The organism is Natronorubrum halobium, from assembly GCF_051351675.1.
Classification (GTDB): domain Archaea; phylum Halobacteriota; class Halobacteria; order Halobacteriales; family Natrialbaceae; genus Natronorubrum.
Genome location: NZ_CP195595.1, coordinates 1,833,959 through 1,851,118 on the forward strand (window position 1 = coordinate 1,833,959; position 17,160 = coordinate 1,851,118).

General features: G+C 54.8%; 18 protein-coding genes and 1 pseudogene. 14 read left to right on the forward strand and 5 right to left on the reverse strand.

The genetic code is table 11. The annotated features are described in order from the left end of the window. Nucleotides 1-353 precede the first annotated feature (353 nt). Nucleotides 354-593 (forward strand): MarR family transcriptional regulator, encoded by a 240-nt coding sequence (locus tag ACSFC7_RS09045; protein WP_436347383.1) that lies wholly within the window; start codon nucleotides 354-356, stop codon nucleotides 591-593. Between the two features lie 15 nt (nucleotides 594-608). Here the strand turns inward: ACSFC7_RS09045 and ACSFC7_RS09050 are convergent, their stop codons facing one another. Then, nucleotides 609-1,439, reverse strand: coding sequence for a hypothetical protein (locus ACSFC7_RS09050; RefSeq protein ID WP_436347384.1), 831 nt, complete (start codon nucleotides 1,437-1,439; stop codon nucleotides 609-611). Nucleotides 1,440-1,780: 341 nt separating this feature from the next. On the opposite strand from ACSFC7_RS09050, the gene ACSFC7_RS09055 reads away from it, so the two are divergent. Beyond that, entirely contained in the window at nucleotides 1,781-2,272 is a 492-nt protein-coding gene (locus ACSFC7_RS09055) for a type IV pilin (RefSeq protein ID WP_436347385.1), read from the forward strand. Nucleotides 2,273-2,277: 5 nt separating this feature from the next. Next, nucleotides 2,278-2,458 (forward strand): annotated as a pseudogene (locus ACSFC7_RS09060) (type IV pilin); the annotation flags it as partial. Nucleotides 2,459-3,034: 576 nt separating this feature from the next. Here the strand turns inward: ACSFC7_RS09060 and ACSFC7_RS09065 are convergent. After that, complete coding sequence (locus ACSFC7_RS09065; RefSeq protein ID WP_436347386.1) at nucleotides 3,035-3,220, reverse strand: hypothetical protein; 186 nt, start codon at nucleotides 3,218-3,220, stop codon at nucleotides 3,035-3,037. A 110-nt stretch (nucleotides 3,221-3,330) separates the two neighbouring features. On the opposite strand from ACSFC7_RS09065, the gene ACSFC7_RS09070 reads away from it, so the two are divergent. The 9 genes from ACSFC7_RS09070 (at nucleotide 3,331) to ACSFC7_RS09110 (ending at nucleotide 11,467) form a co-directional block, all read left to right on the forward strand. Continuing rightward, nucleotides 3,331-3,762: a hypothetical protein gene (locus tag ACSFC7_RS09070; RefSeq protein ID WP_436347387.1), complete on the forward strand. Its 432-nt coding sequence runs from the start codon at nucleotides 3,331-3,333 to the stop codon at nucleotides 3,760-3,762. A gap of 18 nt (nucleotides 3,763-3,780) precedes the next feature. Continuing rightward, nucleotides 3,781-4,338, forward strand: a complete 558-nt coding sequence (locus tag ACSFC7_RS09075; protein ID WP_436347388.1) for a hypothetical protein — start codon at nucleotides 3,781-3,783, stop codon at nucleotides 4,336-4,338. Further along, nucleotides 4,338-7,259 carry a PQQ-binding-like beta-propeller repeat protein gene (locus tag ACSFC7_RS09080; protein ID WP_436347389.1) on the forward strand — a complete coding sequence of 974 codons (2,922 nt, stop codon included), beginning with the start codon at nucleotides 4,338-4,340 and terminating at the stop codon, nucleotides 7,257-7,259. The genes ACSFC7_RS09075 and ACSFC7_RS09080 overlap by 1 nt, the downstream gene beginning before the upstream one ends. Nucleotides 7,260-7,261: 2 nt before the next feature. Then, nucleotides 7,262-7,834, forward strand: coding sequence for a hypothetical protein (locus ACSFC7_RS09085; protein ID WP_436347390.1), 573 nt, complete (start codon nucleotides 7,262-7,264; stop codon nucleotides 7,832-7,834). Further along, nucleotides 7,831-8,655 (forward strand): hypothetical protein, encoded by an 825-nt coding sequence (locus ACSFC7_RS09090; protein ID WP_436347391.1) that lies wholly within the window; start codon nucleotides 7,831-7,833, stop codon nucleotides 8,653-8,655. The genes ACSFC7_RS09085 and ACSFC7_RS09090 overlap by 4 nt, the downstream gene beginning before the upstream one ends. Next, the gene (locus ACSFC7_RS09095; RefSeq protein WP_436347392.1) at nucleotides 8,652-9,827 is read left to right on the forward strand and encodes a hypothetical protein; all 1,176 of its coding nucleotides are present in this window, start codon (nucleotides 8,652-8,654) and stop codon (nucleotides 9,825-9,827) included. Before ACSFC7_RS09090 ends, ACSFC7_RS09095 begins: the two co-directional genes overlap by 4 nt. Nucleotides 9,828-10,062: 235 nt before the next feature. Next, nucleotides 10,063-10,329 carry a hypothetical protein gene (locus ACSFC7_RS09100; RefSeq protein WP_436347393.1) on the forward strand — a complete coding sequence of 89 codons (267 nt, stop codon included), beginning with the start codon at nucleotides 10,063-10,065 and terminating at the stop codon, nucleotides 10,327-10,329. Beyond that, nucleotides 10,326-10,709, forward strand: a complete 384-nt coding sequence (locus ACSFC7_RS09105; protein ID WP_436347394.1) for a hypothetical protein — start codon at nucleotides 10,326-10,328, stop codon at nucleotides 10,707-10,709. Before ACSFC7_RS09100 ends, ACSFC7_RS09105 begins: the two co-directional genes overlap by 4 nt. A gap of 230 nt (nucleotides 10,710-10,939) precedes the next feature. After that, complete coding sequence (locus tag ACSFC7_RS09110; RefSeq protein WP_436347931.1) at nucleotides 10,940-11,467, forward strand: cupredoxin domain-containing protein; 528 nt, start codon at nucleotides 10,940-10,942, stop codon at nucleotides 11,465-11,467. A gap of 464 nt (nucleotides 11,468-11,931) precedes the next feature. Here the strand turns inward: ACSFC7_RS09110 and ACSFC7_RS09115 are convergent, their stop codons facing one another. The 3 genes from ACSFC7_RS09115 to ACSFC7_RS09125 all read right to left on the reverse strand — a co-directional run bounded on the left by ACSFC7_RS09115 (nucleotide 11,932) and on the right by ACSFC7_RS09125 (nucleotide 14,504). After that, entirely contained in the window at nucleotides 11,932-12,222 is a 291-nt protein-coding gene (locus ACSFC7_RS09115) for a DUF7692 domain-containing protein (RefSeq protein ID WP_436347395.1), read from the reverse strand. A 914-nt stretch (nucleotides 12,223-13,136) separates the two neighbouring features. Then, entirely contained in the window at nucleotides 13,137-14,018 is an 882-nt protein-coding gene (locus tag ACSFC7_RS09120) for a hypothetical protein (protein ID WP_436347396.1), read from the reverse strand. Between the two features lie 231 nt (nucleotides 14,019-14,249). After that, nucleotides 14,250-14,504, reverse strand: coding sequence for a hypothetical protein (locus ACSFC7_RS09125; protein WP_436347397.1), 255 nt, complete (start codon nucleotides 14,502-14,504; stop codon nucleotides 14,250-14,252). Between the two features lie 401 nt (nucleotides 14,505-14,905). On the opposite strand from ACSFC7_RS09125, the gene ACSFC7_RS09130 reads away from it, so the two are divergent. Both ACSFC7_RS09130 and ACSFC7_RS09135 read left to right on the forward strand, forming a co-directional pair. After that, a complete protein-coding gene (locus tag ACSFC7_RS09130; RefSeq protein WP_436347398.1) occupies nucleotides 14,906-15,730 on the forward strand; it encodes a hypothetical protein in 825 nt (274 codons plus the stop codon). Between the two features lie 555 nt (nucleotides 15,731-16,285). After that, nucleotides 16,286-16,822 carry a hypothetical protein gene (locus ACSFC7_RS09135; protein ID WP_436347399.1) on the forward strand — a complete coding sequence of 179 codons (537 nt, stop codon included), beginning with the start codon at nucleotides 16,286-16,288 and terminating at the stop codon, nucleotides 16,820-16,822. The last annotated feature ends 338 nt before the right edge of the window (nucleotides 16,823-17,160 follow it).

Consider the following 17,160-nt stretch of genomic DNA (forward strand, 5'->3'; position numbering starts at 1 on the left):
TCCGAAACGATTCAACTCGAGCGTGGGCCGTGGGCTACAGCCCGCATACTGTGGTCGATCGGGGGGTTTTTGCCCCGTAGCGGTGTGCGAATACATGCTTCCGTACCTTGATTACGGGAGCCAGGCGGGCCGGTGCCCCTAACACCGGGTCCGCGTTTCTGACGAGGACCCGACCGGGTACCGGCGGGTCCGTCTGGCCTCCGTTGGGCAACCCGAAACATCCCACTTACTTATATTTAACCGACCGTACGTTATTCTACAGAATAACAAATGTTACTCTCACACAATCCAATCAGTATTGCTAAAATGCCGGTATGGCACGTACCTGTATGCGAAGACCGAGGGTGTCGTGGATGACACAAGCCGACGATCGGATTCTCGAGACCCTCGCGGATAGCAGTCTCACGCTCTCACCTCGCGTCCTCGCGGCCAACACGGACTATTCGCGTCACTACATCAGTGCCCGACTCGGCGAACTTCGCGACGCCGAGCTCGTCGATCGCGTTGACGAAGGACTATACGTGATCTCAGACCGTGGGCTCGCCTATCTCGAGGGCGAACTCAGCGCGGACGAACTGGAAAACAACGAGTAGCTTCCGAAAGCCGATTCACTCCTGGGGCTCGGCCCGTTTTCGATACCGCGGCTGTAATCGAAGCGACCGCGCAGCGGCGGCCGAGATCGTCACCATTCGATCACCGGAGGTCACCGGTTCGTCTGCGACGCCTTCGATCAACGCGGCCAGCTCGTCACGGTAGGCTTGCGATCGCTGTTCCTGAATCTGAACCGTATCTTTCGTCCGCTGGTGAATCGCTCGATTCGCGAGATACGCGAGCACGAATATCTCGCGGGTTTCGAACGGCGCGTCGTCGAGATACCACGGGAGCGAGAAGTCTTCGAGTTCCGCTTTTGGACCGACAGGCGCACCGAGAATGGCCAGCGTCCGACCGAGAACGGGCGCGTCTTTGGTCGGTCGAACCTCGGTCGCCCTCGAGTCGTCGTCCTCGTGGAAAAAGTCGAACTTGAGACCGGCGCTCTCGAGCGCGTCGATCACGTGGGAGCGGTGGTCGGCGTGGTTCAGCGCGAACGAGGGAACGAAGTTCTCTGTCGCAATTGAGCCGCCCGAGAAGACGTTTGCGACGAGAGTATTCAGCGCCATGAACTCCCGATCGCCGTAGGTCGCATCGAGCCACCCGTACTCGCAAGCGGCTTCGATCCCTCGAACCGCGTCCGGCTTTCCGTTACCGTCGACCCACCCGCGAATCCGTCCTCGAGGCATCTCCAGCGCGCTCGAGATCGCACCGGAGCCTTTGTTCGGGTGATGGCTCGCGTATCGCGTGACGGCCTGGTAGTCCAGGACGGCTGCCCACGGATCGCTGTATGCCCCACCGTTGTAGGTGCGCGCCAGGTCGCGCTCGGATACAAGTGCCGAATCAGTCATGCTCTTGTGGTGTTGCTGCCCAGCCAAAAGCATTATCGTCAGTAGTCGAAACCGTCGAAATCGGCCATGTCGGCGGTTTCAAGGGGACGTTGGAAGGGTTCTACCCTTACCTGATTATCAGCGGTGAAACCGATACTGGATGATTTCTTGACAGAAGAACCTTCACAATACCCTGTATTTATGTCCCTGAAATCTACTCGTTGCTATCAGCACCAAAATCGAACGGCAAGGAAGGGACGCGCCGGGATGGTTGTGCAAATCCAATCCCCCAGGGCGTCAAACGGTGGTACCAGACTACCGTGAATAAGCTTTCCGACCGTTCAGCGGGTGCGTGACAAACGATGGATTTGACCAAATACAGACAGAAGCTGATCGGAAGCGAAGAAGAACGGGCCGTATCGCCTGTTATTGGCGTGATTCTCATGGTCGCGATAACTGTGATTCTCGCGGCTGTGATCGCAGCGTTCGTATTGGACCTTGGTGATGATATGGGGAGTGGCAGTGTGAACGCAGGTGTGAATTCAGACGTCAGTAATTCTGATGGTGAAGTCACACTCTCTGTTGACACGATGGGCGATGCTGAGTACTTCAGGCTCGGTGGCGATGTTGTAAGCGGAGATGAAGCTAATTTAGACGGTGACCTTGATGCGACAGGAGATACGGTTACCCTTACTCTGGCAGATGGTACTGGATCTATCAGTCCTAATCCGTCTTCTGGAGTTCAAGCTCTAAATGAACAAGAGGGAGAAGCTAACATTGTTGCTGTAGATGGTGACTCAGAAAGTGTCATAGGGAGCTTTGAGTGGGACTTCGATGATGACGTCTATGCGTGAGAAATATGGATCTAGGAAAATACCGCAATAAACTGGTCGGAAGTGAAGAAGAAAGAGCAGTATCGCCAGTTATCGGTGTTATCCTCATGGTCGCGATAACCGTCATTCTCGCGGCCGTGATCGCGGCATTCGTGCTGGATCTGGGTGATGACATGGGCAACGGAAGCGTAAATGCAGGTGTGAGTAGTGACGTTAGCGATACCGATCGTCAGGTCACGATTTCCCTTGACAGTACGGGTGATGCGGAGGAATTCCGGCTTGCAGGAGATATTGAGCAATCTCTAAGTATAGACCAAACAGGCGATCAAAAATCGATCAACCTGCCATCTGAGGGTGGACAGGCCAATATCGTTGCTGTGAGCGGGGACGCCGAAAGCACTGTTGGTAGCTTCGACTGGGAAGATGGTGTGAGAGCCGAAGCAAGCGCAGAGATTGTTGATGACGATGGTGATGGAGTTGAAGACAGCGTCACTGTCACTGCAGATACTATCGGCGATGCAAACAGCTTCTATGTTGACTGGGATAATGGCGGCACAACGGACCTGAGTCTAAGTTCAGACGGTGACTCAGATACAGTTTCCTTGCAGGGCGATGAAACTGGCTCCGTTGTTGCTGTCGATGAAGATCCGGACGACGATATTGAGGATGAGATTGAAGGCTTCTAACTGACGGAAGAATATTATCCGTTAATCTATTTTCGGCTCGGAAATCCTTAAGAAATTTTGCCATATTCATCAAATTCTTCCAGTTGATATAGCCTTATTATATCTCAACGTCGGCTACGAGTTCTACAGTCCATTTACCGTCCCCCTTGTGGTGAATATGAACGTGGTGTTCCCCATCAAGTACACCGTTTTCGTCGATTAGTCCCTCGAGTCGGAGATCGTCTTTTGGCATCGTAACCCCAGCGGAATTCCCGTCGAGCTGTCGCAGTTTGTTCAAGGCCATACCTCGGCTCGCAACCCGCCTTGGTATAAAATTTGGTGAACCTATAGACCGCTAATAGATCATCCCTTTATTCCGGAGTTTTTCGGCACGAGGTGGAGACTCGGGAGCGTATGGCACTTAGCCTACCGCAGAATGTAGTTCCCGACTCGGTTCGTCGGGAGGACGGTATCGACCTGACAGACAGCGTGCTCGCGCCGTTGTTCGTGATGGCGTCGTTCGCGATGGGGGCGGTCGGAACCTTCGAGTTCTTCGCGCCGTTCAACGTCTCGCTCACGGACGCGCTGTACGCGGCCCACGGTACCGAGATCACGTACGCGTTCATCATCTCGATGTCGATTTTGGTCGTGGCGTGGCTCACGAACGAGAGTACACCGGAGGACTGGACCGACGTCGAGACGGTCGTCGTCTTGCTGGCGGTTATCCTGAACGTGCTTACAGGACTGGTGCCGGCCGTTTCGGTCGCGCTCGTGTCCATGTGGTACCTCGGCTGGTTCACGGTCATCCTGAACGCAGCCGCGTTCTACGTTATCGCCTACAAATAACACCGAGAGGACATCACAATGCAATTTTCCAAAGTCACCACGGCAGTCGTTGCACTCTCACTGATCACTATCGGACTCGTCGGCTTCGCGGCGATCGGCGCGGCACAAGAAGAGACGGATCTCGACGAAATCGAGAACAGCACAATCGAGACGACGGCGAACACCAGCTACGTTGAGCTCGACATCGAGTTCGCAGAAGAGTTCACGAACACCGATACGGAGAACGTCGACCTGACGGTTTTCGATGAGACCGAGTACAACGAGTCTGGCGATGCTGCGGAACCTGTACTCGAGGCGGCGGTGGCTGGCTCGCCGAACGAGACCGTCACGAACGAGTACACCGTCGGCACAGCGACCGACGACCCGCTCGAGCCTGAGACCGAGTACCGAGTTATCATTGAAACCGAGAACGCGGACCACATCGTGAGCGGATACTTCGAGCCGGATGACGAGGCGGTCGGTGGCGTATCGTTCGGTGGCTCCGCTGACGGCTCGCCTGGCTTCGGCGCCGCGGTCGCGGTCGCGGCGATCGCGGTGGCCGGCGTGGTCACTCGAGTCCGTTCGGGAGGTGCATGATGTCGGCCGACAGAGACAGCGGCCCACAGCCCACGGCCCACGAGGTCGTGCCTGGCTGCTCGCTCGACCGGCGGACGTTCATCACGTCGACGGCCGCGGCCGCCGCGATCGCGGCGGGCGGGACGGCCTCGACCGGGACGGTAGCTGCGGATGCTGCTGTCTCCGGTATCGTCGATGGCGTAAAATCGGCGATCACCGGGGCTGCCTCGTCTGACGGCGCACAATACGCAGTCGCATCGACCGGCGTTGCCGGGTTCGTCGCAGTTGCGTCTTACCGGGCGCTCATGTCCGACATCGACACGTCCCCGTCTACAGACCCGGCCTTGCTCCACAATATGGCGACGAGCGAAGGCGAGTCACTTGCTACGCACGAGGTCGTGTTCCACAACCGGCTGGTCGACGCCCAGCCCGTCGCAAATCTCGAAGCCCGACACGGAGCAGCGACTGACTGGGAAGACGGTGCGAACTCGAACGAGGGGTACGACACCGCTATCCAACATATCCGGCAGTTCTACGAAACGCCAGAGTGGAACCACTACCACGTTACGAACAAGTCGCTTCTGCAACTGAGCTACATCGCTGGTGCTGCCGAACCCATGCTCAAGGACGGCGGAACCTACGAGAACTTCGACGGCTACCTCACGGGAGTAACTAAGAACGGAGACTACCAGCTACAACTCACCGACGAGCGACAAGAGCAGGCGATCGACCTTCACGACGGCACGCCGATCACTGACGTTGCCGAGGAGGAAAGAGACGACATTCTCGGCGACGACTACGAGGAAGCGACGTTCGAGGTGCCGATGGTCGACGTGTTCGACATCAGCGCCGAGACGGTCGTCGACTCGTTCCCCGTGATCTCGAAGGACCTGCTCAACTCGTGGGACGAAGAAAACGAACTCGTCTCGTTCGATGTCGACAGTACGACTGTCGAATGGGACTATTCGTTCACGGTACCGAGTTATGCACAAGCCGATCTCGAAACAGAGCGCGTGTTCGACGGCCGGCACTTTGCCGAACTGATGCACCAGATATGGGACGATAGCGACCACGTTGCGGGCAACTACGATTCGACGTTTATCTCGAATCTGTACGACGAACTCGACGCTGGTAATATCACTCCCGAGCAGGTGCGATCACCGGAAGGAATGGTACACTTCCTTTCGGGAACTGACGACCCGTCGAACGAACGCTTCCGCGTCGCGATGCTCCAGCAGTTCGGAATGGAGCAACCGGACTTCTCGATGGTCTCCGGGATGAACGTAACGTGGACCGGTGCGACAGAGACTGAGGTCGACACTGACCCGGAACTCGACACGCGGAACGCGTACCCTTCTGGCTACGTTGAAGGCAAGGAGTACGATGGTGTCGTGTTCGGCAACGATCTCCCGGAACGTGGCTACCAACCCGGCGAAAAGTACGCTGTCGGACTACCGCTGTTCGTAGGCGATGGCGAGTCAACCGTGCTCGACGCCGCAGGCGGCCGCAGAATGTGGACGTTCTCGGAGGAGGACGGTGACCCTGACACCATCGCTGTCGCACCTGACGGCGAGATGGTGTTCTCGGTACACAACACTGACACGGTACACGCTGGCAAACCAAACACAACGGAAACCGAGTGGACCACCAGCCTCAGTGGGAGCGTGACGAATATCGAACCGACTCCAGACAGCGAGACGGTACTCGCTTCAAGCACCACGGACGGACTCGTAGCCCTCGATGCCTACGACGGCTCCGAGAATTGGACCTACGTACCCACCGGGGAGAGCGTACGGTCTGTCGCTATCAATAGCGACGGAACCGAGGCATTCGTAGGTACTGGAGACGGCGAAGCCTGTAAGATCGACCCGGCCGATGGGTCGGAGGAATGGGCTGTAACGCCAAGCACCAGCGGAGGCAGACTGCATCAAGTGGCGCTCAGTTCGGACGACAGCGTTCTGATCGCGTCAGACCACACCAACGATATGGTCTTCGGATTTGACGCTGCTGACGGAACTGAACTCTGGTCGTACGAACACACTGACTCCGTGGGCGACGGCTGCACCTATTCCGAGCAACTGGACGTTGCACTGATCGGCTTCAAAGACGGCCAATTGCACGCACTGAACAAGGACACGGGCGACCGGGAGTGGCGAGTCACACTTGAGGACACACCCGACGAACTGGTTGCTGACCCGGCAACGGGAATGCTGTTCGTCTGCATCACTGACCTTGGCGATCTAATCGAAGCGTACGACCTCAAGGACCTCGAGCAGAACCTCGACGACGCCAATCCCGTCTGGTCTATTGACTTGGACTCGAACCCTCACGGAATCGACGTGATGCCGGTCTCTGAGGACATTTCTGGCGTTGCGGGGCGCTCGATGGTCTTCGACGAAGGTGTTGACGGCTCCGAAGGCGAAGGACAGATCGACCTCTGGGATGGCGTGCTCGAGGTGAACGAGATGTATGATTCCGGTGGCGCGACGATTACCCACACTGACGAGCAGACAATCAGCGACCTCGAGGCCGCGACCGGCGAGGACATCGACACGATCCTCGGCGAGATGGCCGAGTACGACGACGAGTCCGACATCAAGTACACCCGGGACGTCATCAACATCCTCGAGCACTACAACGCCGAGGACGAGCAGGAGAACGTTCACACTGAGGAACCGGACTACGACCGGCCAGAGTACGACACCTATGACAGCGAGGAGTTCGCGGCCTACATCAACACTGTCGAGGAGTATCAAGAACAACTCGAGAACCAAGAGGAAGACGACGAGGCCGACGAGGACGACGGTATCGGTATCGGACTTCCGGGTTTCGACTTCGGTGGAGGCGGCGGTCAACTCGTCGGACTCGGGATTATCGCCGTGGTGGTCCTGGCAGTGGTCGGCTTCGTGACGGACCTCATTCCTGGGCTGGGTAACAACTGACCATGAGACGGATTTTGATTTTTGCCACGACGGTAGCCCTGCTTGCAGCGATGGGCATGGGCATGGGCGCGGGCAACGTGATCGCCGCACAAGAGAACGCGACGAACTCGAGCGACGACCAGCTCGAGGACGAACCCGAGGTGGAACCGAACGAGGACTACATTCGAGAAATCGACTCAGATACGCGAATCGTCGATTGGAGTTACAACCCCGGAATGTTCGAAATCGTCATCGAAGCCGATGAAGATACGGCCGTCTCGGTCACCGAAGGTGGCGACTACGAGGAAGGGGACGGCTCGTTCAACTACCGAGAGTTCGACATCGAGGAAGGGAACAACACAATCACCATGCCGGTCACCGATCGGCAGGGGGCTGGCGTCGCGATCGCGACGAAGCGGTCACTCGCGCAGGGCGGCGGCGCGACCCTCAGCATTGGTCAGATCGAACAGAACCCGTTTCGTCACTTCGGCGGTGAAAGCGGGCTGTTCTCCGGCGTCATCATGACGGTCGGTATGGCCGGGTCCGGCGCGGCGTACGTGATTCGATCCGAGGAAAGCGGGGTGATTGAGGCATGAGCGACACGAGCAACACCTTCGGCGGCTGGGCGGATCGGCTCACTCACATCGCCGCGGAGGGGCAGTTGATCGTTCTCGGTCTCGCGGTCTCGCTTGGTGCCGCGTTGATCTGGATTCGGCCGTCGATACCCGGAATCCCCCCGATTGTCTTCGGGTGGTTCGCGGCGCTGTTGCTCCTGGGGCCGCCGCTGCTCGGTCTGTTCGTCACAGGAGCGCGAGCACTCCGGCAGCGCCGAATGGTCGAAGTCTACCACATCAATGGCGTGACTGACGCTCGAAAAAAGTTCTACGTCGAACCCAAGGTTTGGGCAAAGAAGACCGTCGAGGGGCCGTCTCCGTACTCGGTCAACGACGGGGAATCCTTCGAGGTTCGAGAGTTCGACTGGCATCCCGACCAGGGCGAGCACGGCACGCTCATCGTTCGAGGCTGTTACTTCAGCCAGATGGCCGACTCGAAACTCGTCACGACCAAGGCCATGCTCGAGGACATCCACGGCGATCTCGTCGAGGCCTTCCTCGAGTTCAACCGGCTCCGGGGCCGAATCTCGAAGATGGGGCTCCAGATTCAGGGTGACGTGATCAACGAGGAAGCCGAGGCCGACGAGCGCGGACTGATGAACCCGCGAACGTCCGTGAAGGATCGGTTCGAATCGGCGAAAAGCGACGCCGAGGACGCTGATATAGACGAGATCAAGGACGTCACCGAGTACGTCGAGGACTACTCCGACGAGCACGGGATCAACACGGTCGGCGGACCGCCGCAGACTCGAGCACAGGCCGCAGAACAAGCCGCTGCAACCGATGGAGGTACTGACCGATGAGTGACGAGCAAGACAACTACACCGTCGGCGGATTCACCGAGTACCAGCGCGGAAACCTCGCGAAGGAACCCGACAAGGTGCTCGAGCACACGGGATTCGTCCGTGACGAACAGATCGATCGCCAGATGACCGTGCGCGCGTTGCATCACGATCCCGACCGCTGGCAGGGAAAGGCCGCAGCGACCTACATGGACGTCGGAAAGAACCGACGGATCGTACAGGGCGAAGGTAGTCACACGGCCCGTGACGCGCTCGACAACGGCGACACGCTGACGCTGAAACACTACATCGGCGACCCGTCGCAGGAGGCCAGCCTCTCGGGTATCAAGGACATCGAGCGGTTGCGCGAGATCGTCGCCGGACCCGCGCCGGTGATCGTGATCCTGGGCGAGATGGGTGCGGGCAAAACGAACCTCGCCTGCCTGATCGCGCAGCTGCGTGATCGGTGGGTCGACGGGAATCTCAAGGTCGGTTCGAACATCCGCACGCTCCCGCGTAACGACGACTGGGTACGCGACAACGGCGATGTCGAGGACGGCTGGATTCCGCACTATCCGCTCCTCGAGGAGTGGGTCGAGAAGGACGGCGACCCGGTCGAAAATCCCCAACAGCCGAAGCTATTCATCGGCGACGAGTTCTCGACGAACGCCTCGGGAACCGGCGAGGACGGCCAGAAGGTGCGGAAACTGATGGGGCCGCTGGTGTTCAAGATCCGCAAGTACAACGGCGCGCTGATCTACATCGGTCACGACGAGAGTTCGATCCATCCGCTGCTGTGGCGCGTCGGGACGATCATCAAGAAGCCCGACCGGAACGACAAGGGGAAGGCGATCAAAGCGGAGCGGATCTCCGGCGGGAAGCTACAGGATGTCGACCCGCGGCCGTTCACCGGGATTCCACCGGCGGACTGGGAACCACACACGAACGACGAGGCCAACTGGTCGTGGAACGCTCCCGCGGGCGACGACGACGGCCCGGCGATCGCCGAAGACGAGGTGAAACAGGTTGCCGCCTGGACGATGGAAACATGCCGAGAGCAGGGAATGTCGGCCCGCGAAACCGCCGAGTTCGTGCCCTACAGCCACGCTACCGTCTCGAACTGGTGGAAGGACATCGATGAAGGCGGCGAGAAGCGAGAGTGGGTTAACACCGTGGAACAGGTGATCGCATGACGGCGTCGGGGTGTAAACCTGTAAACCGCAACCGAACCCCCTTTAGTATAGCTCCAGCCCAAAGCCCACCGCTCGCTCCCGAGGGGAGCGACGCGACCGATGGGCGGAGCGTCTCACGAGCAGCGGAGGAGTATATATTACCACGCGTGGAGCGCGTGCAAGACCTAAGGAAACAGACATTTTTTAGACGTCGATTTCGAAAAAATCGCGTCGCGCGTGATGGGGGTCGATCGGCGTGACCGTCGCGCTCCGGTATCTGGTCGATGTGGCTCGGTTCACCGCTGTCGATCTGGCCCACGAACTACGGCGAGACTACGAGCGGGGCGTGTTCTCGAGACAGAACCTCGCCGGGATCGGCGTCACGATCGCGGGCTCCGCGTTGGCGATCGCGACCGGCGGGTACGGGCTGGGTGTGATGGGTCTGTTCTTCGCCGGGTTCTTCACGTGGTCGACGGCTCGAGCCGATCGGCGCTGGCGAGACGAACGGAGGGAAGACCCGTGAACCGCTCGAAGCGAGCGAACCACTTCGGGACGGCCTGCGAGAAACGGATGGCAAAGAAACGACGGTTCACGCTCGAGCGGGCCAGCTGGCACGACGCGCGGTTTCAGAACGGAACGCCGGTGGAAATCAAGAGCACGATGCTCGAGCACAGCGACGGCCAGCCGGGGAATTTCAAGGTCTACCGGGAGTATCACGAAAAGCTCCGGCGAGCGGGCGGCTGGTACTGTTTCGTCGTCTACCGGCCTCACGGCCGCTCCGGTTGCACAATTGTCAAGGACAAAATGATGAAGTCCTCGAGTCTGCCGTTGCTCAAGTGGCACGGCGGCGGCGACCATCGTGGAACCGAGCAGGCGAAGATTCCGATAAACGACATATTCTGATTTGCGATTCCAGTGACACCTATTATTTAACTACCGATATTCGTGAATGCCATGCACACTACACGTGCGTACTGGACATTGATTCTATAACTGCTATCGGATATTATTCATGCGCAGCGAGTACCTATCTGATAGGATTTGGTCCCCATGCATTAGACAGGGATCTGGCTATTCGTGTTGAGCACTACACCGATCCAATGGCACGAGATGAGCGATTCTCTCGCCGGCGGATGCTCGAGTTGACAGGTATCGCAGCGTCGACAGCGTTCGTCGCCGGCTGCGGTAACGGTGGTAACGGCGGTGGCGGTAACGGCGGTAACGGCGGTAACGGCGGTGACGGCGGTGACGGCATCGAGATTGAGCCCGGCACGCAGATTGAGTTCGACGGGCAGACGGCCGGCTGGGTCGGCATCGCGCCCGACTCGATCGCGGACGAGGAGAACCCGACGCTCATCCTCCAAGAGGGAGAAACCTACGAGATGGGCTGGACTCAGGGCGACGGTCAGGATCACAACATCGAGATCCGCGACGACAGCGATGAGATCGTCGACGACCTTGCGACCGAGGTGACCCCTGATCCCGGCGACGACCAGTGGTTGGAGTTCGAGGCCAGCAGCGAGATGGCCACGTACGTCTGCGAGGTGCACCCAGATGCGATGGTCGGCAATATTCAGGTCGAAGGTGGCGGCGGTGGTGGTGGCGACGGCAACGAGACCGAGGGCGGCAACGAGACCGAGGGCGGCAACGAAACCGGCTAACAACTGCTACTTCGGCAGGTCTTGGCAGTTGTTGAAGTGAAGATGCAGAAGAATAACCCTCTAATGCACTTGCCCCAATTAGGATTAGAACTCGTTACTCTCGGCGGCGAGGCCCGATTCTGAGTTGCTGTTGAGCGCTGCTCGACTGGATCGCCTTTACCGTCAACAGGGCCGGGGCAGGCTGTGATGACACGAGACGATGGCGGCGGATTTCCATTGTGCCCCGACAAATAAGTGTGCGTCTCCAATATCTATAGCTCTGGCACTTACAAAGACATGGTTGTTTCCCAGTACCGGCTGAAGTTTGGTGGAGATGAACCAACTCGTCTCTTTCCGGTGAAACAACTCTATTAATGTGTCGTCTACGTATCTCCCTCGACGACTGTTCTTGTACGAGTGAGACGTGCATTACCTGTACTTGCCGCGAAGGACAAATCTCTCGGCGGTTTCAGTGGGTCTCCAGATCACATCTCACCTTTCGTCGTAACTGAAAGTTCAGTCTCAACAGTAAATTTAACTGCCCGAGTACTCAGTGTTTCGGCGATCTCCCGGCGCTGTTCGCGAGTGAGGTCGTCGCGCTCGAGGACGTGCGTAGCTGCGGAGACGAGCTGGTCGACGTCTTCGCAGGCGAACGCGACCGCGTTGCTCCGGTTGCAGTCGTAGAACCGGGCGGCTTTCTTGATGGCGTCGAATCGCCATTCGTTACCGTCGTCTGTCCGGATTCGAACCGATCCGGGCGTCTCTGAGTGAGACATGGCCGTGAACACAACCCGCCTATCCTAGTTTTTTCGGTTCACTCAAACGGTCTCAGTTTATAAAGAGGGGTCGTGGTCCGGCGTGATCGGCGCGATGGCCGTGACAATCTGGTGGGCTATGGTCGGAATATGAACACGGCCAGTACTCGGTTCGTGTTCATATTGGGGAAATCGATCTTCACGACGTCCAACCGCCAGAAGTGGCATCAAGTCTGTCTCTCACGACGTTCTATTCAGACGAAAGCCATCTGTACGCCACGGTAAGTCAACATGCGAACTGAAGGTTAGAGTGTTAATCAGATATACCGATATTCACTGAGTCGTGTTGAATACAGAACTCAAATAAAGCATGAGATTCTGTTCGACCTGCAAAAGTGGTGATCGTTCAGTACAGACGGGCGATGTAATGTGGTAGGTCGCAATCAATCCAGATCCTAAGAAAAAACAGCGTTTCGGTTGTAGCGAAGAAAGTCATTCTATCATAACGTCAGTTGTGGTCACTGTGATCAATACAAGGTAAAACATAGTGAGTCCAATGATAATAAGGTCTTGATGACACAACCTCAATACTAACTCTCCCATCGAAGCTATTAGTAAACAGATGTAAATCAAAACGAATCCCGTCAATAAGATCTGTGATTTACCACTAAGAGATGTCAGTTTATCCCGCGCTTCTGACTTCGAAAGATCTGAATCCAACGAATTAAGAATCGTGTATAGGATAGAAGCGACAAGTACACAAACAACTGTAAGGAGAAGAAATACTCGTTCAGAAAACCCAAATGAGAAGGGTGCAAAGCAAGGCGTTAATTTATCGAATTCGACATAGAGGTAACCGAATACCAGAACAGGAAGAAATATTACTTCTTCCCTGTCCTTACCAATCCACCGACCAAGATTACCGAGCATACGGGTTATTCATCGGCCTCATCATCTTCGTCGTTTTCGTCTTCATCTTCTTCCGAGCCAGAAGAAGGTAAAAACATTAGAACGAGAAAAGTGAGGGCGACATGGGTAATCATTCCGAGGACAACCCTCGTTTGTTGGTCTGCAGTCCTCACTAAGTCTGTGAACGCCTGTCGCTTTTCCCAAACCGAGTCGGCTAGAAGGATTCTTTCAGCAGTCTCTGTTGCTGTCTCCGAAAAGGCATCACGGCCATTGAGGATGTATGTCGCCACAAAATTATACGTGTTCTTTTCAATTCCATCTGAAGCAGAACTTCCTCGAATTTCTTGGGCTTTTTCTTCGTCTCCCTCCTCAACTGCTTCCACTACCTCCTCAGCTTCAACCTGGTTAATTGCCGCTACAACTTCATACAAATCGAGAATGGGTGACTCTTCGACATCTTTATAAATGTCAAATATTTCAGGGTTGATACTTCTGGCGATCGCTCTATTTGCTGCATCAAATTGCCGGAGTTGTTCCTGTGTTATCTCCATTTGTCGCGAAAAGTCCCGTAATTCCTGTTGGGGTATTGTGAACTCTTCTGCGATTTGTTCGAAGGTACGGTTGACCGGTTCCATATCTTTCCCTAGTTGTTGGAAGACTGCCGCAGGAATTCGAATTTGGTTAAGTTCCTTACTCAATTCATTGAATTTATTACCAAAGAATACCTGGTGGAAGGGGTTTGAAACGGTCTGTGGTTCGGATTCGTCCTCTTCTTCATCTTCTTCTTCGTCATCTGTTTCTCCAGTGTCGTCAAATTCGGTGTCCTCCGTACCATTTTCGTCTTTATCTTCCTTGGTTTTCTCTGACTCGTCTTCAACATCATTAGGATCAGGCTCCTCCGATGGCATTGTTGTTTACACCTTGACAGCCTTCCCTATTTAAATTGCGTATTCACTAACGAGAAGAGGTGTTCGCGACGAGTGCGATCTCGACCGATGACGGTGGGTTACGAATGTCTCAAGTCGAACGGAACCTGTCGGCAACAACAGTACTCCTCACCCTGTCGGGTGAATCATTCGAGCAGCGTGGATTAAGCCTACTGGCCGTCAGAAGGGGCTTTGGAGCGGCTTTTGCCGATGTTATACGTTCTCCGCCTCGAGTTGCTCCTCGAGGTTAGCAATCCGGCACTCCTGAGCAAGTAGAATCGAGATGAGATGTGTGGTCACCGGATCGGGGTGGTTCTGGATCCCCCCAGCGTCAGCGAAGTTCCGCGCTTGGTCGAACAGTCGTTCGAAGTGATTTTGATACTCGAGACGAAGTGCTCTCTGGTAGGGTGACCACTCGTTTTCAAACTCACTGAGTGTGTCGCGGTAGGTGGGGTTTGTCTTGCCCATGTAACCCAGAGCGAGCGGACAGTAGATAAGCAACGGAGAGCAGTTTCCGGAATTCCGATACGCTCTCAACCAGTTTCGACACGCTCATTCGTCTGCAATGATAATCTCGTCAGCTGCTTCCTCACTCTGCTCGATCTGTTGAATGGCTTCTTTGACTTCTTTCTGAGTCGCTTCGTCCATTCCTTATCCTGTATTCTCAATATAGAGCATAAAACACCGCGACTGGATTCTAATTGAGAAAACACCCCCTGTCTGGATTTTACTGTACACACGGATATTCACAGCTCGTGTGCATATTCAGGGAATCGGGTTTGCCAGCGTGCAACCGGCAGAGATCGCGGTGGGAGAGGGTGACTACTCCCCATCAATTAATATAATCCCTCCTACAGATTAGGAATGTGATGGAAATTGATGTAAACGAGGTGTTCGATACGGATTCCGACCAGAGTGTGGATTTCGAAATAATATTTGCAAGTGTAATGGCTTCAACGCTTCTTGCTATTTCTGGGATTTCCCCATCACTGGATAAGTGGTCTGTTTTTGCTGCCTTAGGATTGCTTCTTTTCACTATGACTCGGCGAATGGCGATTGATAACCCTTATTCTGCAGAAGATAAGATCATGGTCGGGTCAATAATATTTATATTCGTGTTGACAGCCTATGGTGTTGTATACATATCAATTTATTTAACTAGTATGTTTCAGCAATGGATTGATATCGCTTATTTGCCCGTTATCTCCCTATTTCTATTTATTCTACCTTATGCAGCCCTACTATTATACGAATTTGTATACCGTGATTTCTTCTTATGGGCTTCTATCATCACATATAACAAAACAGAAGGAGCGTCTTACGGTCAAAAGTTGATAGATATATCCCTATCTGCATCTACTATTAACCAAAATGAAATTCCAGAACCACTTAAAAATATTAATTCTTCAGAGACTCCGACAATCAATACAGGACAAAGAATTGGCATCACAATGGCCATAATCGCCTTTATGGGGATACTCTATGCAATAACTTGGATATTGACGTATTATGTGATTGATATGGAATTCGTTCAGGCATTATTGCTATTGGCTTCGTCAATGCCCTTGATGGGAATGCTTGAATTTTGGTACTCAAGGCATGGGAATTCTTCACATTCCGATCTCACGAGTTTATACCTCAGAATTCCTTACTTTACGGTAGTTCTGTTGACAGTATATCGAGGGCAGTTTTAATGGCCCCTCATTTAAATAAATGATAGTAATGTGAATTTTTGCGCTGTCTCCATGCGACAAAGCTACTCCATGGCCAACACTTATCCCACGAGGAAATTAACAACCAGTGGACAATGCCGGTTTGCTCAGACTGCAAAGACGCAGCAATGATCAGTTCGGCTGCATTAGAAGACGCGGGAAAGCTCGTCAAAAAAACCTGCGACGAATGTGGAAACACGTTCAAAGCACCAGCCTAATTAACGATGCCTCTCTGTCACAAGTGCAAAGACAACGCGGAATTGCAGACGACAGTCGATCACAACAAAAAGACCCGAGTTTGCGACGAGTGCGGGAGGAAATTCTAACCATGCCGCTCTGCCCCGGATGCAAAGGTGAAGCATTGACCGTTAGCACCGAATTTGACGAAAATAAATCCCGGACGTGCGACGAGTGTGGGAGAACCTTCTAAAGAATCGTTATGCCTCTCTGTCCCGAGTGCAAAGACGACGCCAATATCCGGATTATGGCTAATATTGAAGAATCACGGATCTGCGATGAATGTGGTAAAGAGTTCTAATGAGGAAGGACGATGAAGACTCCGGTGAAGAGTCGAGCGAAGACAATGACGGCGTCAACTATTCCCAAATTGCTTTAGAGGAAGCCCAACTTCGGTTTCAGGAGGAATCCGAACGTCGAAATTCGGTCGAATCCAAGATTGGGACGATCCTGACTGTGGACGCGATTATCGTCTCCATAGTCGGCCTTTTCCAGAACCTTTCTCTATTGCTCATTGGAGCGATGTTGGTTGCTCTTTTTTCCGTTATAATCGGTATTCACGGCTTGAGAGTTCAGGACTACCATACACCGGGGAAGGACATTGACAACTACCTCCAATATATCGATGATCCCCCTCAACCAATCCGCCGAAACTTGATGATAGCGTATATGACCGCGATCTCCGGCAACGAACACACTGATGACCCAAAGAAATTCTTCAAAGGCAACCGGACAAAGAATGACGAAAAATACCGGAACCTACGTCTCTGCCAATACCTTACCGTAGCATCCCTCGTACTGATATTACTTCACTCCGCCCTAACCCTACTCTGCTAAAATCTACAGAAATCTTTGTTCTCGGCTACAAGTCAGTCCACAAGCCGTGATTTGAGAAATACATAGTCTACATTGAATACTGGCTGAGCTACCAAATTGCAAGTTGATCGAACCCTCGCTTCGTTTGGATCAACTGGAGATTTTCGAGCAAAGGTGTGGGTGGGGCGCTGTAATTTTTTGGCGCTGTCGCCTTGGCGACACCCGCCAAGGGGGCTTTCGCGCGAAGCGCGAAACGACCCCGCCAGCGTTGCGGTGCGATCGCGGTGCCGACCCCGCCCTCGAGGTCTCGAATCCAACTGAAGTTGTGAAAAACAGCCGCTACTGAAGTTCTGGTTGTC

What these genes read in the sequence shown, in the direction of transcription:
- ACSFC7_RS09045 (WP_436347383.1), top strand. Translation starts at nt 354, where the DNA reads ATGACACAAGCCGACGATCGGATTCTCGAGACCCTCGCGGATAGCAGT.
- ACSFC7_RS09050 (WP_436347384.1), bottom strand. Translation starts at nt 1,439, where the DNA reads ATGACTGATTCGGCACTTGTATCCGAGCGCGACCTGGCGCGCACCTAC.
- ACSFC7_RS09055 (WP_436347385.1), top strand. Translation starts at nt 1,781, where the DNA reads ATGGATTTGACCAAATACAGACAGAAGCTGATCGGAAGCGAAGAAGAA.
- ACSFC7_RS09065 (WP_436347386.1), bottom strand. Translation starts at nt 3,220, where the DNA reads ATGGCCTTGAACAAACTGCGACAGCTCGACGGGAATTCCGCTGGGGTT.
- ACSFC7_RS09070 (WP_436347387.1), top strand. Translation starts at nt 3,331, where the DNA reads ATGGCACTTAGCCTACCGCAGAATGTAGTTCCCGACTCGGTTCGTCGG.
- ACSFC7_RS09075 (WP_436347388.1), top strand. Translation starts at nt 3,781, where the DNA reads ATGCAATTTTCCAAAGTCACCACGGCAGTCGTTGCACTCTCACTGATC.
- ACSFC7_RS09080 (WP_436347389.1), top strand. Translation starts at nt 4,338, where the DNA reads ATGTCGGCCGACAGAGACAGCGGCCCACAGCCCACGGCCCACGAGGTC.
- ACSFC7_RS09085 (WP_436347390.1), top strand. Translation starts at nt 7,262, where the DNA reads ATGAGACGGATTTTGATTTTTGCCACGACGGTAGCCCTGCTTGCAGCG.
- ACSFC7_RS09090 (WP_436347391.1), top strand. Translation starts at nt 7,831, where the DNA reads ATGAGCGACACGAGCAACACCTTCGGCGGCTGGGCGGATCGGCTCACT.
- ACSFC7_RS09095 (WP_436347392.1), top strand. Translation starts at nt 8,652, where the DNA reads ATGAGTGACGAGCAAGACAACTACACCGTCGGCGGATTCACCGAGTAC.
- ACSFC7_RS09110 (WP_436347931.1), top strand. Translation starts at nt 10,940, where the DNA reads ATGCTCGAGTTGACAGGTATCGCAGCGTCGACAGCGTTCGTCGCCGGC.
- ACSFC7_RS09115 (WP_436347395.1), bottom strand. Translation starts at nt 12,222, where the DNA reads ATGTCTCACTCAGAGACGCCCGGATCGGTTCGAATCCGGACAGACGAC.
- ACSFC7_RS09120 (WP_436347396.1), bottom strand. Translation starts at nt 14,018, where the DNA reads ATGCCATCGGAGGAGCCTGATCCTAATGATGTTGAAGACGAGTCAGAG.
- ACSFC7_RS09125 (WP_436347397.1), bottom strand. Translation starts at nt 14,504, where the DNA reads ATGGGCAAGACAAACCCCACCTACCGCGACACACTCAGTGAGTTTGAA.
- ACSFC7_RS09130 (WP_436347398.1), top strand. Translation starts at nt 14,906, where the DNA reads ATGGAAATTGATGTAAACGAGGTGTTCGATACGGATTCCGACCAGAGT.
- ACSFC7_RS09135 (WP_436347399.1), top strand. Translation starts at nt 16,286, where the DNA reads ATGAGGAAGGACGATGAAGACTCCGGTGAAGAGTCGAGCGAAGACAAT.